Origin of the sequence: Photobacterium aquimaris (assembly GCF_002954455.1) — a bacterium.
Lineage (GTDB): Bacteria > Pseudomonadota > Gammaproteobacteria > Enterobacterales > Vibrionaceae > Photobacterium > Photobacterium aquimaris.
Map to the genome: position 1 here is coordinate 1,169,774 of NZ_MSCC01000002.1, position 23,183 is coordinate 1,192,956.

Genomic DNA, 23,183 nt, shown 5'->3' on the forward strand with positions numbered 1-23,183 from the left:
CATTTCAACGAAAAATTGGCAAAAAAAAAGCTTACGCTCAAGCGTAAGCTAAATTAACACAATAGAAGAGACAAACATGATAAAATGTCATCCATTCACGACGTGAATCTTTCCGCGCTAAATAATAAATTTTTGACACATCTATTATTAATCTTAGAGCTAATTCACACCGCAGTGTAATTATCTTTAATATAAACCTTGTGATAATCACAACATAAACATTGATAATTATTCACAGAGTCAGTTTTATATTAAATAAAACTATTATAGGTAAAGTTTAGCCACTTCTGAAGGCTCTAATTCTACACCTTCAAGTGATTCATTCCAGTTCAGACCAACTAAAACACCGTCTTCAACTAGAGTAAGCATCCAATCTTCAAGGAAAATATCTAATGGTAGTTCACTTGGTTGAAACTCTGCCCACTCATCAGCACACTGTACTTTAGCGTCAGCTTCACTTGACCAAAATGGCATTACTTCAGAGTCTTCAAATTCAGAAGAGGCAACAGACAACCAATCACCCTCTTCGTTACGAAGACTCCAAACAATACGTGTTGCTTGTGTTTCTGTTACGAATAAAGCTTTATTGGCTTGGATATCTGCAGTTAATTTAGTCATTATCTTCTCTCAATTAAAATGCCATAACATGAATTTATTGGTTAAATATATTAACCTTTACTCTACTTAGATATTTTATCAAAAAAAACACCTGAGCAGCATTATTATTTAGTAATAGCTGAATGTATACTCCCAAATGTTTCGCTATTATTTTTCTTCACAGCGCATATTGACTTATAAAAATACAATGACAAAATAGCCGTGAATGTTATCACTTCACACCAGGATGGTATCTAAGGCTCTGAGCGCCACTTTTGATCATTCATCAAAACTGCTTCTCAATATTGCAATGATATTGAGACCGATAATCATTTTTTACCATTAGGTGTTAACAACATGCAATCACATCGAGCAGGTAACATGCTTGCTGCATTCTCATTCGTTCTATGGGGAATATTGCCGCTTTATTACCAATATTTACCTCAAGCAAATACTAATGAGTTACTTGCATTACGGCTGATATTTTCTGTACCTGTCATGTTAATTGTAATGGTGTTACTTCGCCAACCTATTCCTGCAATTAAAGATATTCTAGCTGATAAAAAATCATTAGCTATGTGCGGTTTTGCCGGTGTGATAATGAGTGTGTCTTGGTATGCTTTCACATGGTCCATTACCCATGATCAAGTATTAGCTGCCAGTTTAGGCTATTTTATTAATCCTTTGTTTGCCATTGCTCTGGCGATGTTTTTTTTAAAAGAGAAACTCTCTAAAGCACAAGTGCTGGCTGTTATTTTGGCCATTCTTGGCATTGGTTATCAAGTTTGGCAGTATGGTCAATTACCTTGGCTATCTTTAATTATGGGTAGCTTTTTTGCAGTCTATGGCTTAACCAAAAAATACATAAAATATGATGCACTAACCTCGGTCATGATTGAAGCTGCTCTACTAACACCATTTGCACTTATCTATATGATCTGGCTATATTTTAATGGTGATAGCATTGCACTATCTTCTGGCACAAGTACTTTTTTATTATATGCTGGAGCTGCTCCAGTTACCGTAGCACCATTAATCTTTTTTGCCTTAGCATTAAATCGTACCAGCCTGACGATGGTTGGCTTAATGCAATATATTGAGCCAAGTCTACAGTTTTTATTAGCCGTTTTCTTATTTGGCGAGGTCTTTGATCATACCAAAGCCATCAGTTTTAGCTTGATTTGGCTAGGATTGATCTTTTGCACACTAGAAGCATTACCACCATTTTCTCGCCGTAAAAAAACCTCTATTGCCACTCACTAAACATCCATCAGTTTTGGCCCCTAGCGTAAACATCGTGTTTCTAACGATGTTTACGTTTATGCTATTACAAACTCCACAATATCGATAATTATAATGACCGCCTCCACCTTTAGTTCAGACATCAAACAATTACAATCAGCTCTCACTGAATTTGCCCAGCAACGAGATTGGGAACAATTTCACTCACCCAAAAATTTAGTGATGGCACTTAGCGGTGAGGTAGGAGAATTAACCGAAATTTTCCAATGGTTAACGCCAGCACAAAGCCAACAATTATCAGCAGAGAAAAAACAACATGTAAGTGAAGAAATTGCTGATGTGATGATGTATTTACTACGTTTAGCGGATAAATGTGATATTGACGTAATGCAAGCATGCCAACAAAAGATGCACCAAAACGCTGCCAAATATCCGATTGATAAATGCTACGGCTCTGCTAAAAAATATAATGAATTAGACTAACGACATACATCTGAAATACGACCATTAAAAAAGCTGACGCATGGTCAGCTTTTTTTAATAATTTATTTCTCACCGACGCCGCGGTTTTCTTTCTTTGCAAGTGCAATCTTACCAAAGCCTAACTTGCGGAAATAGCTATCACGATATTCACGTCCAGCTTTACTGCACGTAGATACTGCTTCGACTTGTTGTTCCATTTTTAAAAAGGCCGTTAAGTCGATACCTTCAGCAGCAGCTACCGCTTCATGAATGTTACGGTGTATATCAAAAGAGAAAATTAAACGCTTCTCTTCTTCTTTATAGGTATAAACAATAGTGCGTGACATAACGTCCCCAATAGAGCATAAAAGGAGAGCGAATTTACCGTATAAGCGTCCAATATGGAAGTAGAACCGTATTTCAAATAACGATTTACTTGCGTGGGTGTTAATTATCAACCACTTCACACTGCTGCGGTGTTAATAAGCCACGTTGAAACAAGGTATCTTCAGCCATTGGCTTATAAAAATAAAAACCTTGAATATAGCGCACACCAAGTGAAGTAATAAAATCTAACTCAGACCGCTTTTCTACCCCCTCTACCACAATATCGGCGTTGGTAATTTTGCCCAATTGAACTGCTATTTTAAATAATTCTCTTCCGCGCTGTGTATCAAGGTTCAATACTAAAGAGCGATCAATCTTCACCTTATCAAACTCAAAACGAGATAAATATGCTAGTGATGAGTAGCCAGTACCAAAATCATCTAAGGCGACAGAAATACCCAAACATTGTAATTCCGTGATAACCTCAGCAACCTTTTTTTCATCAAGAATCAATAATTCTTCGGTAAACTCAAGTTCTATATGATGAAAAGATAATGTACTTTCAATAATACGTTTTTTAACTATCTTAACGAAGTTTTTTGATAAAACAGTCATTGGTGAAATATTAATCGACACCACAAAATCAGGATTAACCACAATAAAACGTTCAGCTGATTTTACGACTTTATCTAAAACCCAAAAATCAAGTTCCGGCATCAGACCTAATTGATTAAAATCTTCAATAAATTTCGGTGGTAAGATTTCACTTTGCTTATTTTGAAAACGCAGTAAAACTTCACAACCAACAACACGATTATTATCAATATTTACTTGTGGCTGAAAATATAAAATAAATTCACCGCTATTTTGAAGTTTTTCAATATTCCGCTGTGCAATAAGATTATTATGTAGTGATGGAATAAAACTGGTTAAACGTGTTTTTGATTCAATTTCATCACTAGTAAATAACCGATTAGATAGTATATCAGAAACACCAATACCTAAACTACGCTTATCCATGAGCTTAAAAAATGGTAAATATATCGCAATACCAATACATATTAATAATAATTGTAGCAACGCTCCAGAAATTGCTCCCCCTGTTGCCATATAACCACTAATCAAAGGCGGCATGAACCAACTATGGATTTCACTTAATGGTGGAACAACCCCAAAATAAATAGCACCATAAGAAATAACAAAGCTTACAACAGGGGCGACTAAAAATGGAATAATCATAATCGGGTTAAAAATAATAGGAATACCGTATAAGATTGGCTCATTAACATTGAAAACACACAGTATAAGTGCTGATTTAGCCAATATTTTATAACCTTTACTTTTGGCAAATAATAACATGCAAATAACTAAACTTAACATATTACCACTGCCGCCAATACCGGTAAAAAAATCATAGAAATTAGTACTTAGTATATTTAAATCAACGCCATAATTATGCCATTCAGTAATATTTATACTGGTAATATTAAACAATTCAGCCTTATAAGCATGCAAAATATTGTGGCCATTAACACCTATTGACCATAATAAACCTCGTAACACTTCATAAATAAGTCCATCGAAAAATGACGTAGGATCTAATCGAGGAATCAATGACCAAGAGAAGAATGACGATAAAAGTTCAAACACTTTACGCAACAAAGAACTTATCGATAATATAGTAAAGATAGTAACGATAGAGCCAGCTAACATACTCATCGATATATCAATAAATGACTGATTAGATTTCAGTCTAAATATTCTGATATGTTTTAGTTTAGCAATAACTTCACAAGAAACATAAGCTGACAGCAGTGAAACAAAAAAACTATTCGGCAACGGAATTAATGGTGATATAAAATTCCATTGATAAGAAATGATAAAAAATACCGTTAATGAGGTTGCTATCGTCGCACTCTTTGGAATCCGCTTAACGGCAGATAAATAAGTCGCTAAATAAAAATTAATCAGTAAAGGAATAATAACTCTTGTTGCTCGACCAACCTCTTGAGTTATTTTTCCAAAGTCATTAAATTTAAAATGTTCACAAATAAGTGCAATCAGCTCGCAGAATGTTGAAATCAAAACTAATGGCAATGCCATTAAAAAAACATTGGAAACTGCGACAAGATATTTATTTGCAGATAAATGAGACATTGCTTTATACATTGGCATAATATCTTCGGCTTCTATACTGAATACTTATACTAAAGCATTACCATAACTAATAGCATTGATTGATACTAAATATTAACACTTTTAAATATTACGCCAAGTAATTTGACCTAAAAATCGGTCACAGGTAGAAAAACACGTCGAAATTGTTCAATATACTGTTTTAATTTATATAAAAAAACCAACGACCTAATACCGTTCGCCAACATTTACCGATTTTTCCCAAAGTTATACACAGAAACAGTGGATAAGTTTAAAAGTCACCCGTAAACACACAACCAAGAAACAATTCAATAACAAGCAACTCAGGTATCATCCTGTTATTGATGACTTACCAATCAATTTTTAATTATCGCTATTAAAATAATGAATAACCTGATTTTCACTGCCTTTCCATACCAAAGAAGGATTTCGTTGCGCTTGTTCATATTTCCCATCAATCATCACATCAATAAGATTAACAATTTGTTGCTGCTCTTCAGTCAGCTCTGACAATAAATACCCGGTCCATAACCAAATATCTTTACCTACACATTCACGACGTACACGCTGCACTAATTTCAAAACAGCAGCCACATTTTGAAGATGTAATGGATCACCACCAGAAAGTGATAAACCACGACGTTTAATACGGGTATCGTTAAGATCATTAATCACTTGATCTTCCATTTGCTGAGTGAACGGATGTCCGGCATCTAAACGCCATGTGCTTTGGTTATAACAACCTTTACATTGATGAACACAACCCGATACAAATAGTGTGACTCGCGTACCTGGGCCATTAACAATATCGACAGGATAATAATTATGGTAATTCATTGTTATCTCAATTAATTAATAATGTAATAGGGCAATTTAACCAACCCAACATTTACAAACAAAAGAAGTGCCCTAAAGCACTTCTTTTATATTTAACTCAATCAGCTAATCAGTAACCGTTACATATGCTTAACGCGACGTTTTACTTCTTCTTGTTTGCCAAAGTTAAACGGACGTGCATCAGGACTACCTAAGTAACCACATACACGACGGGTTACAGATACTTTCGATGGCTCATGATTACCACATTTAGGGCAAGTAAAGCCTTTACTAGTACAGTCAAACTCACCGGTAAAACCACACTCATAACATTCATCAATCGGAGTATTGGTTCCGTAATAAGGTACGCGGCTGTAACTGTAATCCCAGACGTTTTCTAATGCTTCAAGGTTATGCTGAATATTTGGGTATTCGCCATAACAAATAAAGCCACCATTTGCGATATTTGGATATGCCATTTCAAAGTCAATCTTGTCGTACGGATTCACTTTTTTCTCAACATCTAAATGGAAACTATTGGTGTAGTAACCACGATCAGTAACACCATCAACCATACCAAATTCTTTAGTGTCAATTGCACAAAAACGGCTACATAAGTTTTCACTTGGGGTGCTATATAAACTAAAGCCATAGCCTGACTCAGCTTTCCATGCATCAGTTGCATCACGTAAACGTTGAACAATCGCCACTGCTTTTTGACGTAATGTCTCGCTATCGTAAACATGGGTATCATTACCATAAAGTGCATTTACAGTCTCATGAATACCAATGTAACCTAACGAAATAGAGGCACGACCATTTTTGAAAATTTCTGATACATCATCATCTTCATTCAAACGAACGCCACAAGCACCTTCCATATAAAGGATAGGAGCAACACGGGCTTTCACTCCCTCTAAACGCGTAATGCGAGTATCAAGCGCACGACGAGATAGTGCTAAACGTTCATCTAAAATTTCAAAGAAACGTGCTTCATCGCCTTTTGCTTCTAAGGCAATGCGTGGCAAGTTAATGCTGACAACACCTAAGTTATTACGACCTTCATGGATCAATTCACCATTTTCTTCGTAAGGGCCAAGGAAACTACGACAGCCCATTGGGGTTTTAAATGAACCTGTTACTTCAACTAATTTGTCATAGTTTAAAATATCAGGGTACATACGCTTAGATGCACACTCTAACGCCAATTGTTTAATATCATAGTTTGCATCATCAGGTTTATGGTTAAGACCATCTTTAATAGCAAAAACCAGCTTAGGGAATACCGCTGTTTTATGGTTTTTACCTAAACCTGCAATACGATTTTTAAGAATAGATTGTTGAATTAAACGCGATTCCCACGATGTGCCTAAACCAAAGCCAAAAGTTACAAAAGGTGTTTGACCATTCGCGGTGTGAAGCGTATTTACTTCATATTCTAGTGATTGAAATGCATCGTAACACTCTTTGTGAGTACGAGCTTGTGCAAAAGCAACAGGATCAGCAATATTCCACTCAGTTGCAATTTCTAAATGCTTGGCATAACTGACGCTAACATAAGGTGCTAATACTTCGTCAATACGGTTGATGGTGGTGCCACCATAAATATGACTCGCAACTTGAGCAATAATTTGAGCCGTTACTGCTGTTGCTGTAGAAATTGATTTAGGAGTATCAATTTCTGCATTACCCATCTTAAAACCATGCGTTAACATGCCATTAAGATCAATAAGCATACAGTTAAACATTGGAAAAAACGGTGAATAATCTAAATCATGATAGTGAATTTCGCCGTTTTCATGTGCTTTTACAATATCGCGTGGTAGTAAATGTTGTGTTGCATAATGCTTTGCGACAATACCAGCAAGCAGATCACGTTGAGTTGGGATCACTTTACTGTCTTTATTTGCATTTTCATTTAATAACGAAGCATTACTTTGTTCAATTAAGCCTCGAATCTCATTATTTAGACGGCTTTTCTTCTCACGTGAAATATCACGATCATGACGGTATTCAATGTACGCACGCGCAACAGCCTTGTGTGGGCCAGCCATAAGTTGTGTTTCAACGGCCTCTTGAATAGCATGAATATCGACGTTATCAACGCCAAAAAATTGCGCTAATACTGCTTCAGCTACCGATGTAGCGTAAGCCTCATCCATTGTATGACACTCTGAATCGCTGATGGAATTAGCTGCTCCAAGAACAGCCTCTTTAATGCGTAAAACATCAAAAGATACACGGCAACCATCACGCTTTATTACTACAGGATTCACACAAGGCTCCTAATTTCACAGAAAATGACACTGTCACTTAAACACAAAATATAGTGTTCTATTTATAAGCGGCAACAAGATGTGGGGTATTAGGCGCGATCTAGCGCAAAGAAACCTTGATCGAGATCAATTTTATAAGCGAGCAGTTTGTCTTGTGAACGATGAATATGATCGGTGACAAAATTTCGCATGCAAGCTAATTTCTAAAGAACATTGTCAATAAATTTATTATCACATTAAGAAAATATTTAAAAAAAATTACTTGCCTTTCTCATAAGAATTGACACTATTTCCTTTCAAGTAATCATGGATCTAAATCATGAATTTTTCATCGCTCGATACACGCATTGACAATACGATATATAGCAATCTTCGCCTTGGCTTTATCTGGGCATCTAAAATATCGTTAATTACAATTATGCTGATAACCACGGTTATTTGGATCGATTTTATTCACACTGCAAAGAGCAATTTAGTACTAACCACAATAAATTTTAGTATTCAAGCGTTGCTCTTTTGTCTTGGTTGGCTATTTTTTGCTCATCATAAGACCCTTCTGCATTACAAAATTATTGCAGCAAGTTATGCTTTCTTATTTGGCATTACCTGGGGAACAGCAATTATTAATCTCAATAACTTAGGTCACGCTTATGTTATTGTTGAAATTGTAGGTAATCTATTATTTCTAATTGTACTGCTCAGCTTTTATGCATATCGAGTAGCTGTCTATCTTGCAACTTTACCTATTTTAATTTTTACCACTTGGTACAGTATTCACGATCCTCGCTTTGATTTACTTTTTGTGTTCGCGAAACTCATTATAACTATGATGATCATCGAATCAGGGCGACTACTACTATTTAAATGGTTTACTACCCGCATTCAACAAGAACACGACAATCAGCGTTTGCTCAAACAATTGACACAGATTTCTTTTACTGATCAATTAACCCAAATTAATAATCGCCGTTTTTTTGATTTAGCTATTAATAAACAAATTATCAATGCCAAACATAACCAGCACCCACTATCGATCATTTTAATTGATGTTGATTATTTTAAGCTGTTTAATGACAACCTTGGACATGTTAAAGGAGATAGCTGTTTAAAATCTGTTGCCAATATCATCAATAAAAGTTTATTAACAGCAACAGATACCGTATCTCGTTATGGTGGTGAGGAGTTTGTGGTATTGCTACCTAATACGGATAATAAAGGTGCATGTGATATTGCTCAGCGCATTCAAAAAAATTTATCGAACTTAGCGCTCATTCATCCATCCTCTGCTATTAACCAATATGTGACGGTTAGTCAAGGTATTGCAACCTTAGAAGAAAATCAACATCCAACACAATTAATTAATGCTGCAGATAGTTGTCTATATAGAGCTAAAGAATTAGGCCGTAATCAATTTTATAGCACACAAAAATGAAAACAGTAATGACATGGTTACACGAAAAGCTAACCACTCTTATAGTAATACGGTTACTTACTATAAATAATTCAGAATACTAACCAAATAAGGCACAGTGAATAGCTCATTCGTATAATGATAATAACGATGCCTATTTTAGCTTTATTACTACTATTAATGCCAATCAGCACCAGTTACGCACAATCATTCACCCTTATGAGTTGGAATATGCAGTGGCTATCACTGAACTCAACCTCCCCTGTTGTGCGCTCAAAAGCTGATTATCAAGCACTGCAGCAAATATTTACTTCACACGCCCCTGATATTCTTGCCTTTCAAGAAGTTGATAGTATTGCTGCCCTATACCACGTCATTAATCGACAGCATTATAATATTTATTTTTCTAGTCGTATGAATAACCATCAAGATAGCTTTAAGAAAAATAATCAATATACGGGATTTGCTGTAAAAAAGGCGATTGTTGTCGACAACCTTAATGATTTATCCCAATTAAGTTCACCGCCGATTTCTACGGGTAGGAGAGCATATTTTAACAATAAATTACGTTATGGTAGTGTTATTAAAATAACTATAGATAATCAACCAATTATATTGCTAAACCTACACCTTAAGTCTGGCTGTTTTTCTGGTAAACAATTGGCGCAACAGCAACGTCGATCATGTAAAATCCTTGCTCAACAACTTAAACTAATAAAGCAATGGATTAATACTCAACAAGCAGTATCACCAACGTTAATTATTGTTGGTGACTTTAACCACCGTATTACATCAAACAATAAATTCATCAATCAAATCACTGACAATCAAATCCGCCTCAATCATATATCTGCGTCAATTAAAGCCAATTGTACAGTAAGATTAACCACTAAAATTAGTCAATATCGTACATATACCAGTTTGATTGATCATCTATTTACAACCACGAATGTTAAAGCGCTAAGCCAACGTCAAATTCAATATAACAAGCAACAACTGTCACAGTTTACACTTAGTGATCACTGTCCATTGCTTTTTAGGTTACTTATTGATTATGAAAACAAAAAATAACTATTCTGTTGCATAACCACCATTGCAATAACGCACATCAGGAATAATGTTATGTTTGTTAAGCAGCCGATACATGGTTGCACGCGACACACCAAGATCTTTAGCAGCAGAGGCAACCTGACCTTTGTGGGCTTCAAGCATTGTGACTAATACATCTTTTTCTGCTTCATCTTTTATAGTGCGTAAACTTTGTTTAAGATTTGTTTTTTAGGTAAATCAAAATGTTCTAAGTTTACTTCGTTACTATCATTTAATAATGATACTCGCTTTACTTGGTTAATCAATTCACGGACATTACCCGGCCAATTATAACGCAATAGTAACTGTTTTGCCTCTTCGCTATAATGCATCGCAAGTGTGTTATATTCTTTAGAAAACTGTTGTAAATAATATTCTGCTAATAAAATAATATCAGCACCACGCTCTCTTAACGTTGGTACAACTACATGAAAAACATTTAATCTATAATAAAGTTCTTTATTAAAAGCATTGTTTTTAACCGCTTGTTCTAAATCAATACTTGATGATGTAATGACACGAACATCAAATACACCTTGATCATTGAGTTTTTCATTTTCAGGTTGTTGTAAATAATTAAGTAACTTTAATTGTAATGGTTTGGATAATTCTTCAATACCATTTAGTAATACTGTTCCATTGGTAATGGTATCATTTAAATTACCTTTATAAAGTGGGTTTAAAAAATGAATACGTTGATCATCATCAGTTAACGAAGAACAATTAATTACAGTTATATCATCATTTCGTCGTTTACTTAGATTATGAATTGTTTTCGCAATGAGTTCTTTTCCAACGCCCTGCTCACCCGTTAGTAAAACATTTACATCTGTCATTGCGACTCTTTTTACCATGTCTCTCAAGTGTTTAATAGATTTTGATTCGCCATGTAGACCAATTTCACATTGCTGGCTAACATCATTCAATGATGTTGATTCAATCTCTAACATGCCTAATTGATGGCCTGCTGTATCTAATAATTGACTTGAGGGTATCGGCGTAGAAAAAAAAGTCAACACAGAAGTTATTTATGAACTGACAAATAGAATCTATTTTTAGCTGTTCTTTTTTTATTATCGCGATCCATTTTACCTGCTTAGTTTTATTAGCACGTTGAGATATACTATTTAAACTAAAATCATTATTACTTAAATCAACAATACAAACACATGGGCTATATTCTTCTAATATTGCATCAGCTGTTCGTAAATCATAACAACAATGTGTTTTCCATCCAGCTTGTTCTAACAATGCAATCCAAGGTTCATAGGTACACCCCATTGCAACCAAACGTCCGCCTATCTTTTTTTTATCATTTATAGCCACCATTAGAGCCACCCTTTTAAAACATATCCATTATTGATTTATATTAAAAAATATAGATAACAACGATGTTTTTTGCAGTGTATCAACGATAAGAATAGTCCTAAAAATATACCACTATAATTTAAAAAATACTTATTCACTTTATATAGTTGTTATATTTCATAGCATTAAATAATTTAGAGATAAAAATAATTATATAAATTATTTATCTTAATTTTAAAATAAGAAAATAAAATGTTGACTTTTATTGCTTTAATATACATTTAAATATACACACAAATATAACTATATAGACATTGTAAAAATAAATACCACCACTAAACGACCTAAAAAACTACGGATAAAACGAGATCTTACTCTGCTTTTGTTTTATCCTTGCTTAAATAATAATGTGTAATAAATAGGACAACGGTATGTCTACCCCATTAGATGCTGCAATGATTGAAACAATTCAGAGTTTTGATGCTGAAAAACGTTATAAACACTTAGTGAAAGAAGTTGTAGAAAACCGTGAAATCTGGATACTTACTGATGAACATGGTTGCGTTATGCTCAATACTGACGATGAAGATTGCGTACCAGTATGGCCAAATAAAGAATTTGCAGAAGCATGGGCTACTGGCGAATGGGAAACATGTAAAGCAGAAGCTATTTCATTAAACAAATGGCATAGTCGCTGGACACACGGTTTAGAAGATGATGAACTTGCATTAGTCGTTTTCCCGATTCCAGAACAAGAAGGTCTGGTGATCTATCCTAATGAACTTGATTATGAATTAAAGACATTAGCTAATAAACGTCGCTAATCATATCTGACTGTTTTAATAGGCTAGCATATTGCTGGCCTTGTTTTTAATTCCCCATAATAATGAGGTCTGTTTTGGATTCATTTATCGAAAAAATTAAACAAACGCCAACCACGATTGAGTTTGACGCTGTTATAGCTATTATTAACCACTATTATGATTATCAACCAACAAGTTTTACCAACGGGTTGAACGATAATATAATCACCAATCAAGCAGAAACTAATGAAGGATCATGTAAAATATTCGCATTTGCACACCTACACCAACTATCACAAGCTGAAACATTAGCATGTTTTGGTCGCTATTATCATGAAGATGTACTTCTGCACCCACAACACACTGATCATCAAAATATTCGTCAATTTATGTTATCAGGTTCAAAAGGGATCACTTTTGAGCACTTCCCACTAACGCGAAAAAACGTAATATAAAAGCCATTAAGTCCGTTAATTCTTAATGGCTTGATACCATTGAGATACGCTATTTACAGTGGCTTTTTACAATGACTACATTTTTGTGGCGGCTTCATAAAGAAAGGAGAACGACTAGCCTGACCACAACTATCACAAAATTTTGTTGATCTAATTGTCAGTAATGTTACAGGTACTAATAAAATCAATATCGCAATCATCCATGCTACTGGTGGTTGCATAAAAATGATAAACCCACCAATCACAACATTACTGAACACAGTATAAATTGGCCATAAACGACGTTTTTTAGCCACATCATTACCACGTTGGAATAACATTACACTCCCCACCGTTAAACCCAACCAAATAACAATAAAGCCAATTAATAGATTTTCCTGCATCTTTTTTCCTTAAAAAATATATCTCAGAACACAATGACTATTGATTATGTATCATATAGTTACTGCGTAAACCACCACATTCATTGTTACTCATTACCTTAGATATTGATAGTAATCTCGTTACTATGCTGCATTTTTAATCAATTTTATATCAACATTTAAAACCAACCCGGTATGTAACGAAATAGTTACAACTATGATGCAAAATATTATTGATTATATTGATAAAAGTATTATATTTAGCGTCAGAACAGGATGTTCAGTGAAAATGCCTACTTAGCTGCCATTTGCTAAAGCCAGGTTTAAGGAGTAAAAATGGTTATGCTTTCAACTTGTCATCAATCTAGCAACAATGTGCGTTCTATTGGGCGTGGCTGTGCTATGTCTCATCGTCTTAATCTTATTAGCGATTGGCGTTATGACAACATTCACCAACCTCATCAACAATTTGAGAAATTGTATCAACATGCTAAATTTGCACAAATAGAACTTAATTTATTAATAAAAAAAGCAGCATCAGATACTGATTGCCACCCAATCCTTCCTGGTCAAAAATCACGAACACGTGCCCTACAAAAGATCACTACAGAGCTACATGGCAAATCTGATGCATTAACCGATCTAGTACGTGGCTCAATTGTTGCCTCAAATATTGATGATTTAATAGCGGCTTATGATTATCTCATACAATATACCGATGTTTGTGCTGTTAAAAACCGCTTTAGCCAACCTACAGATTCTGGCTATCGCGATATTAAACTATTGATACGTTTACCTAATAGCCAGTACATTGCAGAAATACAACTGCACCTAAAAAAAATAGCATCAATAAAAAATGGCGCCGAACATTCAATTTATGAACAAATTCAAAATATTGAGCGTCAGGCTATGCTTGAGTCTCGCTTACTACATGAATTAGAGCAACGAAAAATTACCAAATTACGCCAGTACTCACAATCGCTGTACCAGCAAGTATGGCAGCACTATATGGGTACAAACCGTCTTGCAAGTTAGTCCTGACCGCATCCAATATGTGTGATTATGAATAATATAAATGTACTGTAATCAATAATGCAAAAATATGAATAACAGCACAGTATTCAATTCCCATTCAGGGTAAAGTTACTACCATGTGAACAGATGACACATTATATCTAACACTCAACATACAAACTTTTTAGTTACACCCGTTTTAGTATGTTTCGATATTGCACATGCAATATTTACAGGAGTTGTTTAATGAACATAAAATCTGTTTTACGTACAAGTTTTGTTCTTTTTTGCATGCTTAGTCGCTCTGTTGTGGCTGCGCCAGCGATTACTCCCGCGTTTAATACTCATGATCAATCACCAACACGTCAAACACAAGCCAGCCGTAAGGCCTTTCAGCGTGATTTAAGCGGCTTATACAGTATTCAATCATGGAAAACTGACAACCTGCGTCAACCATTTACTAATTTTGATGAGCTTTACTTAGCCGCAACCGATGCACAAGTAGAACTACAAACATTACTGCAAAGTGTTAGCCTTGCATCAACAACCAATGCCATTATTCCTGAAATTAAATCAGCTCAACGTGCTCAACAAAAAATCACCACTGAATTACAAGGTCAGACTGACAAAATTACTGATATTGCACGCGGGTCTATTGTTGCGAACAATATTCCAGCATTAGTTCAGGCGTATGAATTATTATCAAAAGAAGCAACAATCGTTAGTGTCAAAAATCGATTTAAGAATCCGACACCATCAGGCTACCGTGATTTAAATGTGCTAGTACGCTTACCTAACAGCCAAGTTATTACTGAGGTTCAACTGCACTTAAATGAAATATCGACCATAAAAAATGGCCCTGAGCACGACATTTATGAAAAAATTCAACATATTGAACGTGTAGCATTACAACAACAACGCCCATTATCTGAGTTTGAAGTAGCGCAAATTAATAAACTGCGACAACAATCTCACCAACTATACCAAACCGCATGGTTAGGTTATTTACAACCACAAGCGGCATAATAATTATATAAATTGAAACAACAAAGCCCGAATGCTACTACGGCTAACGGGCTTTACACACTACAGCAGCATTCCATTTGAATATAAAGCAACCCGCACATTTTAATTAGTGAAACGTACCGCGATTCCAATGATTGGCGTGCTGATTGTTTCAACGGCAATGTCACTGATTTTAGGCTTATAATTTATTCGCTACAAAAAGAAAACCCCGTTAGTTATTACATTCAGAAATAACTATACGGGGTTTTTTATTGTCTTTTATTTTCACTAATGAATAAGCTTAGATGCGTTCCCAAGGGCCATTTGCGTTACCCGGCTGATCACCTTTCGTCCACCATTTTGCGCGGTAATTATTACCTTCAAAGGTAACTTCATCACCACCATTATAGGTTTTCGATGCTGACCAGCCACCAACTTCACCAGTATCTTCTTCTACCCATACAGATGATGTTCCAGGAGTTTCACCTTTCGTCCACCATTGCGCAGTATAAGTAATGCCGTTATAAACTACAGTGTCTCCGCTATTGTAGATAGTATCGGCATTCCACGTATTACCAACAGAACCACCTTCAGCCTTAACATTAACAACAACTGTTTGTTGTGTTGCAGCTTGACCATCAGATACAGTAATTACAACATTGAGTGTTGTATCTGTCGTTGTTGTTGGTGCTGTAACGGTAATATCAGCACCAGTTGCAGTCGCTGTAACCTGACCTGTTGATGCTGAGTAAGTTAATGTGTCACCATCGGCATCAGTCGCTGTTACAGTGATAACCACATTCTGACCACTTTCAACATCAACTGTTGCTGGCGCTGTCAATTCTGGCGCTGTATTTTCAACGACACCAGACCCTTTCACATTAACAACCACTGATTTAGTTGCTGTTTTACGACCGTCTGTTACTTTGATCGCTATTGAGGTCACAATATCTGTTGCTGAGTTCGGTGCGGTGTAAACCACATTGGCAGTGCCGTCACCATTATCTGTAATTTGTGCATCAGCAGAGCTAAAGCTTAAGCTGTCGCCATCAGCATCGGTTGCCGAAACAGTGAAACTAATTGTCTCACCAGCCACTGCCGATTGAGCATTTGGTACTGTTAACTCTGGCGTAGCATTTGGCGTGGTATCTGCACTAAATACATCATCAATCGCTTCTGCTAATGGTGAACTTAACTTAGTACACTCTTTTAACTTGGTACCATGATTAATAAAGGTGCCTTCACACTTAATATCGCCATGCACTTGCCACACGATCACTCCACCTAAATCATGATCAACAATGTACTGTGCTTTCTTCTTCATCGAAGGTACATCATCATAACTTAAGAAATATTTCCCTTTCACAGCATAAGGGACTTCAGCACTAGCATCCCATTTATGTTCCCAACCTGTTGTTTTAACAATGTAGTTATAGTTTGGTGAACCTTCAAATTCTTTCCAGTTATCAACATCAACTGCCGATAATAATGGTCCATCAACCGACATATTATAAATACGCTTATCGGTTGGCGCGCCTAAATAAGCCTCAGCTTCTGTGGTTTGTACACCTCGACCATAGAACGCTGCACCAAAGTTAATTTTTTCAGATGGAATGCCTTTTTCTGCCATCCAAATACGTAGCGTATCTAAATCAAGACCTTTAAATTCTTCTTCAGGGTATGGGTACAATGGCGCGTTATGGCCTGTAACATTTGACCACGCACCGTTAAGGTCGTAGGTCATCATGTTAAAGTAATCCATTGATTTAACAAGGCGTGGCCAATTGAAGCCTTCGAGTTTAGCGGTTGATGCTGAGAAAGCAGCAGTAAGCAATTTGTCAGGACCAATACGCTCACGAATATCTTCCATTAACTGTTCGAAGTTAGCAAAATCAGCAGGATCCCCCGCAAAGTTCATACCGCCAAAGCCCGGATATTCCCAATCAATATCAATACCGTGGAAACCTAATGCCATTAACTTATCGAGATCTTTAAGGAAACGAGCTTTTTTAACAGGATCGGCGGCCATTTCAGGAAAGTGCTTAGACATACTCCAACCACCAAGTGATGCCATAACCTTAACGCCTTTCTGATTAGCAAGATCAATCAGACCGGGAGCCCCACCTTCTTTTTTTAGTGGAATTGGCATGTCACCTTCAATACCTGTTGGCTTATGACGCCAACCTTTGCCACTTTTCACAAAACCTTGCGCTTTTACTTTATCTAAATTTTCAGCATCCCAAGGTTCATTTACTGGGTATTGATGAATGTACTCTAATTCACCCCATAAAATATGGAAATCCCAGCTTGAATAGACATCAGGATGAAGTAACGGTCCAGGCTCCTGCACACTATCAGGCTTATTAATTTGTTTATTACGTAAATCACCACTGTGTAGCGAACCGTCTTTTGCTACACCAAAAAATGAGAAGTTAAGAATGGAGTAAATATCCATATCTACGTTCAAATGCGTTGCTTCTCCCTTTACAGAAAACCCCGCATTAGTGCCTTTCCATGCTTCCCATTGAGTTAAATAACCGATTACGTTCTTGTCATGTGCCGGCGCTGCTTGTACTTGAGCGGCCGTACTTGCAAATAAAAAGCCGGCAATAATTCCCGCCACTTTGGTTTTATTAAATCCCTTTTCCATTTCGTGCTCCACATTATGATTAATAGCAAATTGCTATATCAGTTTTTATAAATTCAACTGATTTTTTATAACGATTAGTAATGTTTTTAGGTCATTAATAATCTAAACACAGTGTGACGGAACTTTTTAAGTTTAGCGAAAAAAAATCACAAATTTAGGCTCAATGGCTAACATTAATGCAACAAGATGGCCAAATAACATCTTTTTTTAGTCACAAGATTCAAAAAAAAACACTTTTTTACGAGTATAAAGGGACGTGTGGTAGTGATAATATTTACATAAAAATATCATTCTAAAACGGATGAAGCAGTTTGAAGAAATTGAGGTTTCAGTAAAATAACAATAAAAAAGCGAATCGAATAGATCGACTCGCTTTTTTGTCATAAAACTATTAATGCATTGATTATTAACGAATAAAACGATTATAAACAAATAACAGAATAAAAGCGCCTAATGTTGCAGTGATAATACTGCCAATGTTGACACCTGTAGCATGGCCTAAACCAATAAATTTACCAACAAAACCGCCAACAAAAGCACCACCAATACCTAGCGCCATTGTCACAATCCAACCGCCTCCATCTTTACCAGGCATTAACCATTTTGCTAATGCGCCTGCGATTAAACCTAAAATAATCCAAGATAAAATACCCATTTCCTTTCCTCAATTAGCTAATTTTTCACTCTCAATAGAGATAATGTGATTATGGTATAAGTAGACATATATCACACTATAGTGTTCAATAAAAATTACATCACGATAGAAATAGCCCTATTAATCACAATTATTTACTGAGATTGACTAGCGGATACTTCCTAACTTCCAGTAAAATATCCTCACTTGCGAGCGTTCATCTAGTCGCATTTTCACTCATAAAAATAGAGATTTACGCGTAATGAAATACCAATGGATTTTATTTGATGCTGATGAAACCTTGTTTCATTTTGACGCTTTTCGTGGCCTTCAACTGATGTTTTCTCGTCATAACATTACCTTCACTGATGCTGATTTCGAGCAATATGAAGCGATTAATAAACCACTATGGGTTGATTATCAGAACGGCATAATTTCAGCGACTGAATTACAAAATATTCGTTTTGAAACATGGGCAGTCAAACTTTCGCTATCAACCGAACAACTCAATCACGATTTTTTAATGGCTATGGCTGATATTTGTACACCTTTAGATGGTGCCAAATCACTGCTTAAAGCTTTAAAACCACAGGCCAAACTAGGCATCATTACCAATGGATTCAATGCCTTACAGAAAATTCGCTTACAACGTACGGGGTTTGCTGATTTATTTGATGTGCTGATTATTTCAGAGCAAGTAGGTGTCGCAAAACCGGATGCTAAAATCTTTGACTATGCCTGCCATCAAATGGGTGAGCCTCAACGCCAACAAGTTCTTATGGTCGGTGATAATCCATATTCTGATATTTTAGGCGGTATCAATGCAGGTATGGATACGTGTTGGCTTAACTGTGACCATAAGCCACAACCAGCCGGTATTAACCCTACTTATACCGTAGCAACATTGGCTGAATTACAAGCTCTACTACAAGCCTAAAAAGCGGTCTGTATTATAAAAACCAGGTGCCATTATATAATGATTATAATTCAGTTGTTTATATGGCATCTAACTGGTGAATACTAAAATAACATCAATTATTTCTTCAGCGTGCTTTACAATCCCTCTAATTCCGATTAAGTTTAAGCCTCATTTTTCTTAGAGCGTATAAGCTATGTCTCAGAACATTAACAACAATCAGGATGTTATCACTATAGCAACCAGGCCGATTGCTTGTACGCTAACGTCTGTCGTCGTCATTTTCTGACGCTGACGGTTAATTTATTCGTCAGTAACGCTGGCGGATATGAGTCTCATTTCTTATTACCTCTTCCAGCATACTGACTCACATTGTTCGCTTTGAATAAGATAAGGTATGTCATTTGAAAACAAAAGAACTTGCTGCCATTGGTTTTATGACTTTCGCACTATTTCTTGGTGCTGGTAACTTAATATTTCCGCCTCTTATGGCACAACAAGCGGGTGAGAATTGGCTAATTGCTATCGCTGGATTTTTGCTTACTGCTGTTGGCTTACCAGCATTAACACTGGTTGTGCTAGGACGATTATCTTCTGCTGACCGATTAACGGCAGCTTTACCTAAATGGATGGATCGTTCATTTTGGTTCTTAGTATTAACAACCCTTGGCCCTGCTTTTGTTTTACCACGAGCAGTAACCGTTGCTTATGAGATGGGTATTAAACCGTTCTATTCTGGCAATGGTTTAATGACCTTTTCTGCTATTTTCTGCGCTTTGACATTAGTATTAGCCCTTAAACCTGGAAAACTGGTCGATTATATCGGTAAAGTAATGACTCCAGCACTGATTGCTATGCTAGCGCTACTTGCCATCTCTGCTGTCGTTAACCCTCTAGGTTCACCAACGGCTGCAATTGAAACCTACCGTAAAGCACCAACAGTAAACGGACTTATTCAAGGCTACATGACATTAGATGCTATTGCAGCAGTCGCTTTTGGTTGGGTTATTATTCAAACAATCCGTAATACTGGTGTAAAATGCAATAAAGCCATTTCTTATTATACCCTTCGCATTGCAATTATTTACGCGGTTTTGATGTCACTTTGTTACCTTGCTATGGGGTATTTAGGTGCGACGTCGTCTGATATTGCACCACAAGCAACTAACGGTGGTGAGATTCTTACTCGTTATGCAGCCGGCGAGTTTGGCACTCTGGGTCAGCTATTATTAGCCACCATTACTTTAATGGCTTGTTTAACGACCACTGTCGGTTTAACCAATGCTAATGGTGAATACTACAAAAATACCTACGGTGTAAAATTTAAAATCAGCGCTACTGTGATTATGGTTTTGACGGCGATTATTTCTAACGTTGGTTTAGAAACAATTATTAAAGTTAGCCTACCTGCTATTTTAATATTATGTCCTATTGCGATTTCATTAATTATTTCAACGTTTTTTATTCATAACCATTCAACAGCTGAACAGCGCCATATTTCACTTAGCCAAACAATCGTTGTTATCGTTGCCACTGTATTTGGTAGTATTGATGCGTTAAATATTCTCGGTAAACTACCAGCGTCTATGTCCACATTTGCTGAGCATTGGTTACCTTTATTTTCATCACATGCATCTTGGTTAGTGCCTGTTGCGTTTACTATTTTAATCAGCAAATTGTGCCATTTTGGTCAGAAAAATCAGCCAAGTATCGCCGTTAATTAATTTGCTATAACGTATTATAGGGCTAGATAACTGCTAGCCCTTATTTGCTCATTGTTTACAAAAAAAGCACTCCCTCACAACATAATTCATCGAAATTATAGCTATTATTCAAAATAAATAGCTCACATTTCACTAACCTTTTAATATTAAACACTTAAATTAGATTATTTTTACAACGATTAAAAAAATTTGAAGAAAGTTATTTACAACACTAACTTTTCTTTATATTTTTAACCTGTAATTCACGTATTCATTAATAGAAGTTGTTAAATTATGCATTCAACAGTGTTTGAGTATAGAGAACAAAAACATTTAGCTTCGACAATAGCGGTTAACGCTTGGGTTGATACTGCTTCTATGACGACAAAAAAAACATCTCGAATTATTTCCGCTTTTATCCTAGTGATTATTCGCTAGGCTGGCGGGCAAGCTTCCGTCAGCCGTTGCTGATGGAGGATAGTTTCAACTCTTCATATCTTCTCTCAGCAAACCTGCGGAACCATTATTAACGAAGCACCAGACTATAATAATTACGATACTACTAAGTGATTAATAGCTGTTTGATATTCACAACAATGCAGGTACAACATTTGAAAACACAAGACTTACTCGCTATCGGTCTAATGACCTTTGCACTTTTTTTAGGCGCTGGTAACTTGATCTTCCCCCCCGCAATGGGTCTCGACGCAGGAACATCATTAACATCAGCAATGAGTGGCTTCTTAGTAACCGCTGTTGGTCTACCCGCTTTTACTATTATTGTTCTTGGCCGTATTGGCAGCACAAAAAACCTTACTCAAGCATTACCCAAATGGTTAGCAACAACATTTTGGATTCTCTTATTTACAGCTATTGGACCTGCATTTGGCATGCCGCGTGCTGTTACCGTTGCTTATGAGATGGGACTAAAACCCTTTTTCAAAGCTGATCACCTAGTTGCTTTCTCTATTGTATTCTCCGCTATCACGTTACTTTTAGCCTTTAAACCAGGTAACCTCGTTAACTACATTGGTAAAATCATGACACCTGCACTGATTTTATTATTAGCTGGTTTAGGACTAGCAGCATTTATATCGCCACTTGGTGTTCCCGCGGCACCTTATGGTGACTATCAACACAGTCCTGTGACCAGTGGCTTAATTCAAGGCTACATGACCATGGATGCTATTGCAGCCGTTGGTTTTGGTTGGGTTATTATTCAAACTATTAAAGCTAAAGGGATCGTGACACAAAAAGGAATTGCAAGCGTCTCATTTAAAGTCGCTATGATCTACTTTATATTGATGGGCAGTTGCTATATTGCAATGGGCTATGTAGGCGCAACATCAACCACTATTGCCACCCATGGCATGAACGGCAGTGTAATCCTTACTCGTTATGTTGCGGGTGAATTTGGCATCTATGGTCAATGGATATTAGCTGCAATTATTATTATGGCGTGTTTAACAACAACCGTTGGTTTAACCAATGCTTGTGCTGAATATTACCAACAAACATTCAAAGCATCATTTGGCTTAACGGCAACAATTATCGTGGTATTAACAGGTATCATTGCCAATTTTGGTCTTGAAGATATTCTAAAGGTAAGTCTACCCGCTATTTTAGTTTTATGTCCTGTTGCAATTGCATTAGTGTTTGCCTCTTTAACAGCTTCCACTATTCATGTTTCGACACTGACGCACACATCAGTATTAGTCACCGCAATGGCTTTTGGTACTGTTGATGCTGTTAGTATTCTCGGTAAAATGCCGGCGGATCTTAATCAGTTTTTCAATGATACACTGCCGCTATATCAAGCACATGCTAGTTGGTTGCTGCCAACACTATTGATATTATTCGTAACAACAATAATGGCACGTCTACCTATGGTTGCTCGTAAATTCAATGTGGTTGATTACCGACTAGATTCAGCAGCTAAACATCAATAATATACTC

At 36.3% G+C, this 23,183-nt stretch carries 22 protein-coding genes; 11 read left to right on the plus strand and 11 right to left on the minus strand.

Annotation, left to right across the window (positions count from 1 at the left end; translation table 11 throughout):
• Positions 1–264: 264 nt before the first annotated feature.
• Entirely contained in the window at positions 265–618 is a 354-nt protein-coding gene (locus tag BTN98_RS15965; protein ID WP_060998406.1) for a DUF2750 domain-containing protein, read from the minus strand.
• A 336-nt stretch (positions 619–954) separates the two neighbouring features.
• Here BTN98_RS15965 and rarD point away from each other — a divergent pair, with 336 nt between their 5' ends.
• Together rarD and BTN98_RS15975 are read left to right on the plus strand one after the other, a co-directional pair.
• Positions 955–1,860 (plus strand): EamA family transporter RarD, encoded by a 906-nt coding sequence (gene rarD, locus BTN98_RS15970; protein WP_060998405.1) that lies wholly within the window; start codon positions 955–957, stop codon positions 1,858–1,860.
• A 93-nt stretch (positions 1,861–1,953) separates the two neighbouring features.
• The gene (locus BTN98_RS15975; protein ID WP_060998404.1) at positions 1,954–2,322 is read left to right on the plus strand and encodes a nucleotide pyrophosphohydrolase; all 369 of its coding nucleotides are present in this window, start codon (positions 1,954–1,956) and stop codon (positions 2,320–2,322) included.
• A gap of 62 nt (positions 2,323–2,384) precedes the next feature.
• Here BTN98_RS15975 and BTN98_RS15980 read toward each other — a convergent pair whose 3' ends face one another.
• From BTN98_RS15980 to nrdD, 4 genes are all read right to left on the minus strand, one after another.
• Positions 2,385–2,648: a DUF2960 family protein gene (locus BTN98_RS15980; protein ID WP_060998403.1), complete on the minus strand. Its 264-nt coding sequence runs from the start codon at positions 2,646–2,648 to the stop codon at positions 2,385–2,387.
• A 100-nt stretch (positions 2,649–2,748) separates the two neighbouring features.
• Positions 2,749–4,785 carry an EAL domain-containing protein gene (locus BTN98_RS15985; RefSeq protein WP_231730698.1) on the minus strand — a complete coding sequence of 679 codons (2,037 nt, stop codon included), beginning with the start codon at positions 4,783–4,785 and terminating at the stop codon, positions 2,749–2,751.
• Positions 4,786–5,148: 363 nt separating this feature from the next.
• Complete coding sequence (gene nrdG, locus BTN98_RS15990; protein WP_060998401.1) at positions 5,149–5,622, minus strand: anaerobic ribonucleoside-triphosphate reductase-activating protein; 474 nt, start codon at positions 5,620–5,622, stop codon at positions 5,149–5,151.
• A 119-nt stretch (positions 5,623–5,741) separates the two neighbouring features.
• Entirely contained in the window at positions 5,742–7,877 is a 2,136-nt protein-coding gene (nrdD, locus tag BTN98_RS15995) for an anaerobic ribonucleoside-triphosphate reductase (protein WP_060998400.1), read from the minus strand.
• A 319-nt stretch (positions 7,878–8,196) separates the two neighbouring features.
• On the opposite strand from nrdD, the gene BTN98_RS16000 reads away from it, so the two are divergent.
• On the plus strand, positions 8,197–9,309 hold the full coding sequence (locus BTN98_RS16000) for a GGDEF domain-containing protein (RefSeq protein ID WP_060998399.1): 1,113 nt from the start codon (positions 8,197–8,199) through the stop codon (positions 9,307–9,309).
• Positions 9,310–9,438: 129 nt separating this feature from the next.
• Positions 9,439–10,359, plus strand: coding sequence for an endonuclease/exonuclease/phosphatase family protein (locus tag BTN98_RS16005; protein ID WP_060998398.1), 921 nt, complete (start codon positions 9,439–9,441; stop codon positions 10,357–10,359).
• Here the strand turns inward: BTN98_RS16005 and BTN98_RS20870 are convergent, their stop codons facing one another.
• From BTN98_RS20870 to BTN98_RS20880, 3 genes are read right to left on the minus strand one after another with little or no spacing between them, the layout of a single operon-like run.
• Positions 10,360–10,536: a helix-turn-helix domain-containing protein gene (locus BTN98_RS20870; protein WP_420874923.1), complete on the minus strand. Its 177-nt coding sequence runs from the start codon at positions 10,534–10,536 to the stop codon at positions 10,360–10,362.
• Positions 10,533–11,327, minus strand: coding sequence for a sigma-54-dependent transcriptional regulator (locus BTN98_RS20875; RefSeq protein WP_420874919.1), 795 nt, complete (start codon positions 11,325–11,327; stop codon positions 10,533–10,535). The genes BTN98_RS20870 and BTN98_RS20875 overlap by 4 nt, the downstream gene beginning before the upstream one ends.
• Positions 11,314–11,706, minus strand: a complete 393-nt coding sequence (locus tag BTN98_RS20880; RefSeq protein WP_420874920.1) for a VpsR-related response regulator — start codon at positions 11,704–11,706, stop codon at positions 11,314–11,316. The genes BTN98_RS20875 and BTN98_RS20880 overlap by 14 nt, the downstream gene beginning before the upstream one ends.
• A gap of 410 nt (positions 11,707–12,116) precedes the next feature.
• Here BTN98_RS20880 and BTN98_RS16015 point away from each other — a divergent pair, with 410 nt between their 5' ends.
• Positions 12,117–12,509 (plus strand): DUF2750 domain-containing protein, encoded by a 393-nt coding sequence (locus BTN98_RS16015; RefSeq protein WP_060998396.1) that lies wholly within the window; start codon positions 12,117–12,119, stop codon positions 12,507–12,509.
• 74 nt (positions 12,510–12,583) lie between these two features.
• Positions 12,584–12,943 carry a HopJ type III effector protein gene (locus BTN98_RS16020; protein ID WP_060998395.1) on the plus strand — a complete coding sequence of 120 codons (360 nt, stop codon included), beginning with the start codon at positions 12,584–12,586 and terminating at the stop codon, positions 12,941–12,943.
• A 53-nt stretch (positions 12,944–12,996) separates the two neighbouring features.
• Here BTN98_RS16020 and BTN98_RS16025 read toward each other — a convergent pair whose 3' ends face one another.
• Positions 12,997–13,326 (minus strand): hypothetical protein, encoded by a 330-nt coding sequence (locus tag BTN98_RS16025; RefSeq protein ID WP_060998394.1) that lies wholly within the window; start codon positions 13,324–13,326, stop codon positions 12,997–12,999.
• Positions 13,327–13,641: 315 nt separating this feature from the next.
• Between BTN98_RS16025 and BTN98_RS16030 the strand changes: the two genes are divergently transcribed.
• Positions 13,642–14,340 (plus strand): nucleotidyltransferase family protein, encoded by a 699-nt coding sequence (locus BTN98_RS16030; protein ID WP_060998393.1) that lies wholly within the window; start codon positions 13,642–13,644, stop codon positions 14,338–14,340.
• 225 nt (positions 14,341–14,565) lie between these two features.
• Positions 14,566–15,345, plus strand: a complete 780-nt coding sequence (locus BTN98_RS16035; RefSeq protein WP_060998392.1) for a RelA/SpoT domain-containing protein — start codon at positions 14,566–14,568, stop codon at positions 15,343–15,345.
• Between the two features lie 280 nt (positions 15,346–15,625).
• Here the strand turns inward: BTN98_RS16035 and BTN98_RS16040 are convergent, their stop codons facing one another.
• Together BTN98_RS16040 and BTN98_RS16045 are read right to left on the minus strand one after the other, a co-directional pair.
• Positions 15,626–17,974: a glycosyl hydrolase family 18 protein gene (locus BTN98_RS16040; RefSeq protein WP_060998391.1), complete on the minus strand. Its 2,349-nt coding sequence runs from the start codon at positions 17,972–17,974 to the stop codon at positions 15,626–15,628.
• A gap of 406 nt (positions 17,975–18,380) precedes the next feature.
• On the minus strand, positions 18,381–18,629 hold the full coding sequence (locus BTN98_RS16045; RefSeq protein ID WP_060998390.1) for a GlsB/YeaQ/YmgE family stress response membrane protein: 249 nt from the start codon (positions 18,627–18,629) through the stop codon (positions 18,381–18,383).
• Between the two features lie 241 nt (positions 18,630–18,870).
• Here BTN98_RS16045 and yjjG point away from each other — a divergent pair, with 241 nt between their 5' ends.
• The 3 genes from yjjG to brnQ (BTN98_RS16060) all read left to right on the plus strand — a co-directional run bounded on the left by yjjG (position 18,871) and on the right by brnQ (BTN98_RS16060) (position 23,176).
• Positions 18,871–19,545: a pyrimidine 5'-nucleotidase gene (gene yjjG, locus BTN98_RS16050; protein ID WP_060998389.1), complete on the plus strand. Its 675-nt coding sequence runs from the start codon at positions 18,871–18,873 to the stop codon at positions 19,543–19,545.
• Between the two features lie 416 nt (positions 19,546–19,961).
• Complete coding sequence (gene brnQ, locus BTN98_RS16055) at positions 19,962–21,248, plus strand: branched-chain amino acid transport system II carrier protein (RefSeq protein ID WP_060998472.1); 1,287 nt, start codon at positions 19,962–19,964, stop codon at positions 21,246–21,248.
• 590 nt (positions 21,249–21,838) lie between these two features.
• Positions 21,839–23,176 carry a branched-chain amino acid transport system II carrier protein gene (gene brnQ, locus BTN98_RS16060; RefSeq protein ID WP_060998471.1) on the plus strand — a complete coding sequence of 446 codons (1,338 nt, stop codon included), beginning with the start codon at positions 21,839–21,841 and terminating at the stop codon, positions 23,174–23,176.
• Positions 23,177–23,183 lie beyond the last annotated feature (7 nt).

Coding starts and splice junctions, on each gene's coding strand:
- BTN98_RS16025 (WP_060998394.1), bottom strand. CDS start 13,326: ATGCAGGAAAATCTATTAATTGGCTTTATTGTTATTTGGTTGGGTTTA.
- BTN98_RS16040 (WP_060998391.1), bottom strand. CDS start 17,974: ATGGAAAAGGGATTTAATAAAACCAAAGTGGCGGGAATTATTGCCGGC.
- BTN98_RS15975 (WP_060998404.1), top strand. CDS start 1,954: ATGACCGCCTCCACCTTTAGTTCAGACATCAAACAATTACAATCAGCT.
- BTN98_RS15980 (WP_060998403.1), bottom strand. CDS start 2,648: ATGTCACGCACTATTGTTTATACCTATAAAGAAGAAGAGAAGCGTTTA.
- BTN98_RS15985 (WP_231730698.1), bottom strand. CDS start 4,785: ATGTCTCATTTATCTGCAAATAAATATCTTGTCGCAGTTTCCAATGTT.
- BTN98_RS15965 (WP_060998406.1), bottom strand. CDS start 618: ATGACTAAATTAACTGCAGATATCCAAGCCAATAAAGCTTTATTCGTA.
- BTN98_RS20880 (WP_420874920.1), bottom strand. CDS start 11,706: ATGGTGGCTATAAATGATAAAAAAAAGATAGGCGGACGTTTGGTTGCA.
- rarD (WP_060998405.1), top strand. CDS start 955: ATGCAATCACATCGAGCAGGTAACATGCTTGCTGCATTCTCATTCGTT.
- nrdG (WP_060998401.1), bottom strand. CDS start 5,622: ATGAATTACCATAATTATTATCCTGTCGATATTGTTAATGGCCCAGGT.
- BTN98_RS16005 (WP_060998398.1), top strand. CDS start 9,439: ATGCCTATTTTAGCTTTATTACTACTATTAATGCCAATCAGCACCAGT.
- brnQ (WP_060998472.1), top strand. CDS start 19,962: ATGACTTTCGCACTATTTCTTGGTGCTGGTAACTTAATATTTCCGCCT.
- BTN98_RS20875 (WP_420874919.1), bottom strand. CDS start 11,327: ATGTTAGAGATTGAATCAACATCATTGAATGATGTTAGCCAGCAATGT.
- yjjG (WP_060998389.1), top strand. CDS start 18,871: ATGAAATACCAATGGATTTTATTTGATGCTGATGAAACCTTGTTTCAT.
- BTN98_RS16045 (WP_060998390.1), bottom strand. CDS start 18,629: ATGGGTATTTTATCTTGGATTATTTTAGGTTTAATCGCAGGCGCATTA.
- BTN98_RS16015 (WP_060998396.1), top strand. CDS start 12,117: ATGTCTACCCCATTAGATGCTGCAATGATTGAAACAATTCAGAGTTTT.
- BTN98_RS16035 (WP_060998392.1), top strand. CDS start 14,566: ATGAACATAAAATCTGTTTTACGTACAAGTTTTGTTCTTTTTTGCATG.
- BTN98_RS16000 (WP_060998399.1), top strand. CDS start 8,197: ATGAATTTTTCATCGCTCGATACACGCATTGACAATACGATATATAGC.
- BTN98_RS16030 (WP_060998393.1), top strand. CDS start 13,642: ATGGTTATGCTTTCAACTTGTCATCAATCTAGCAACAATGTGCGTTCT.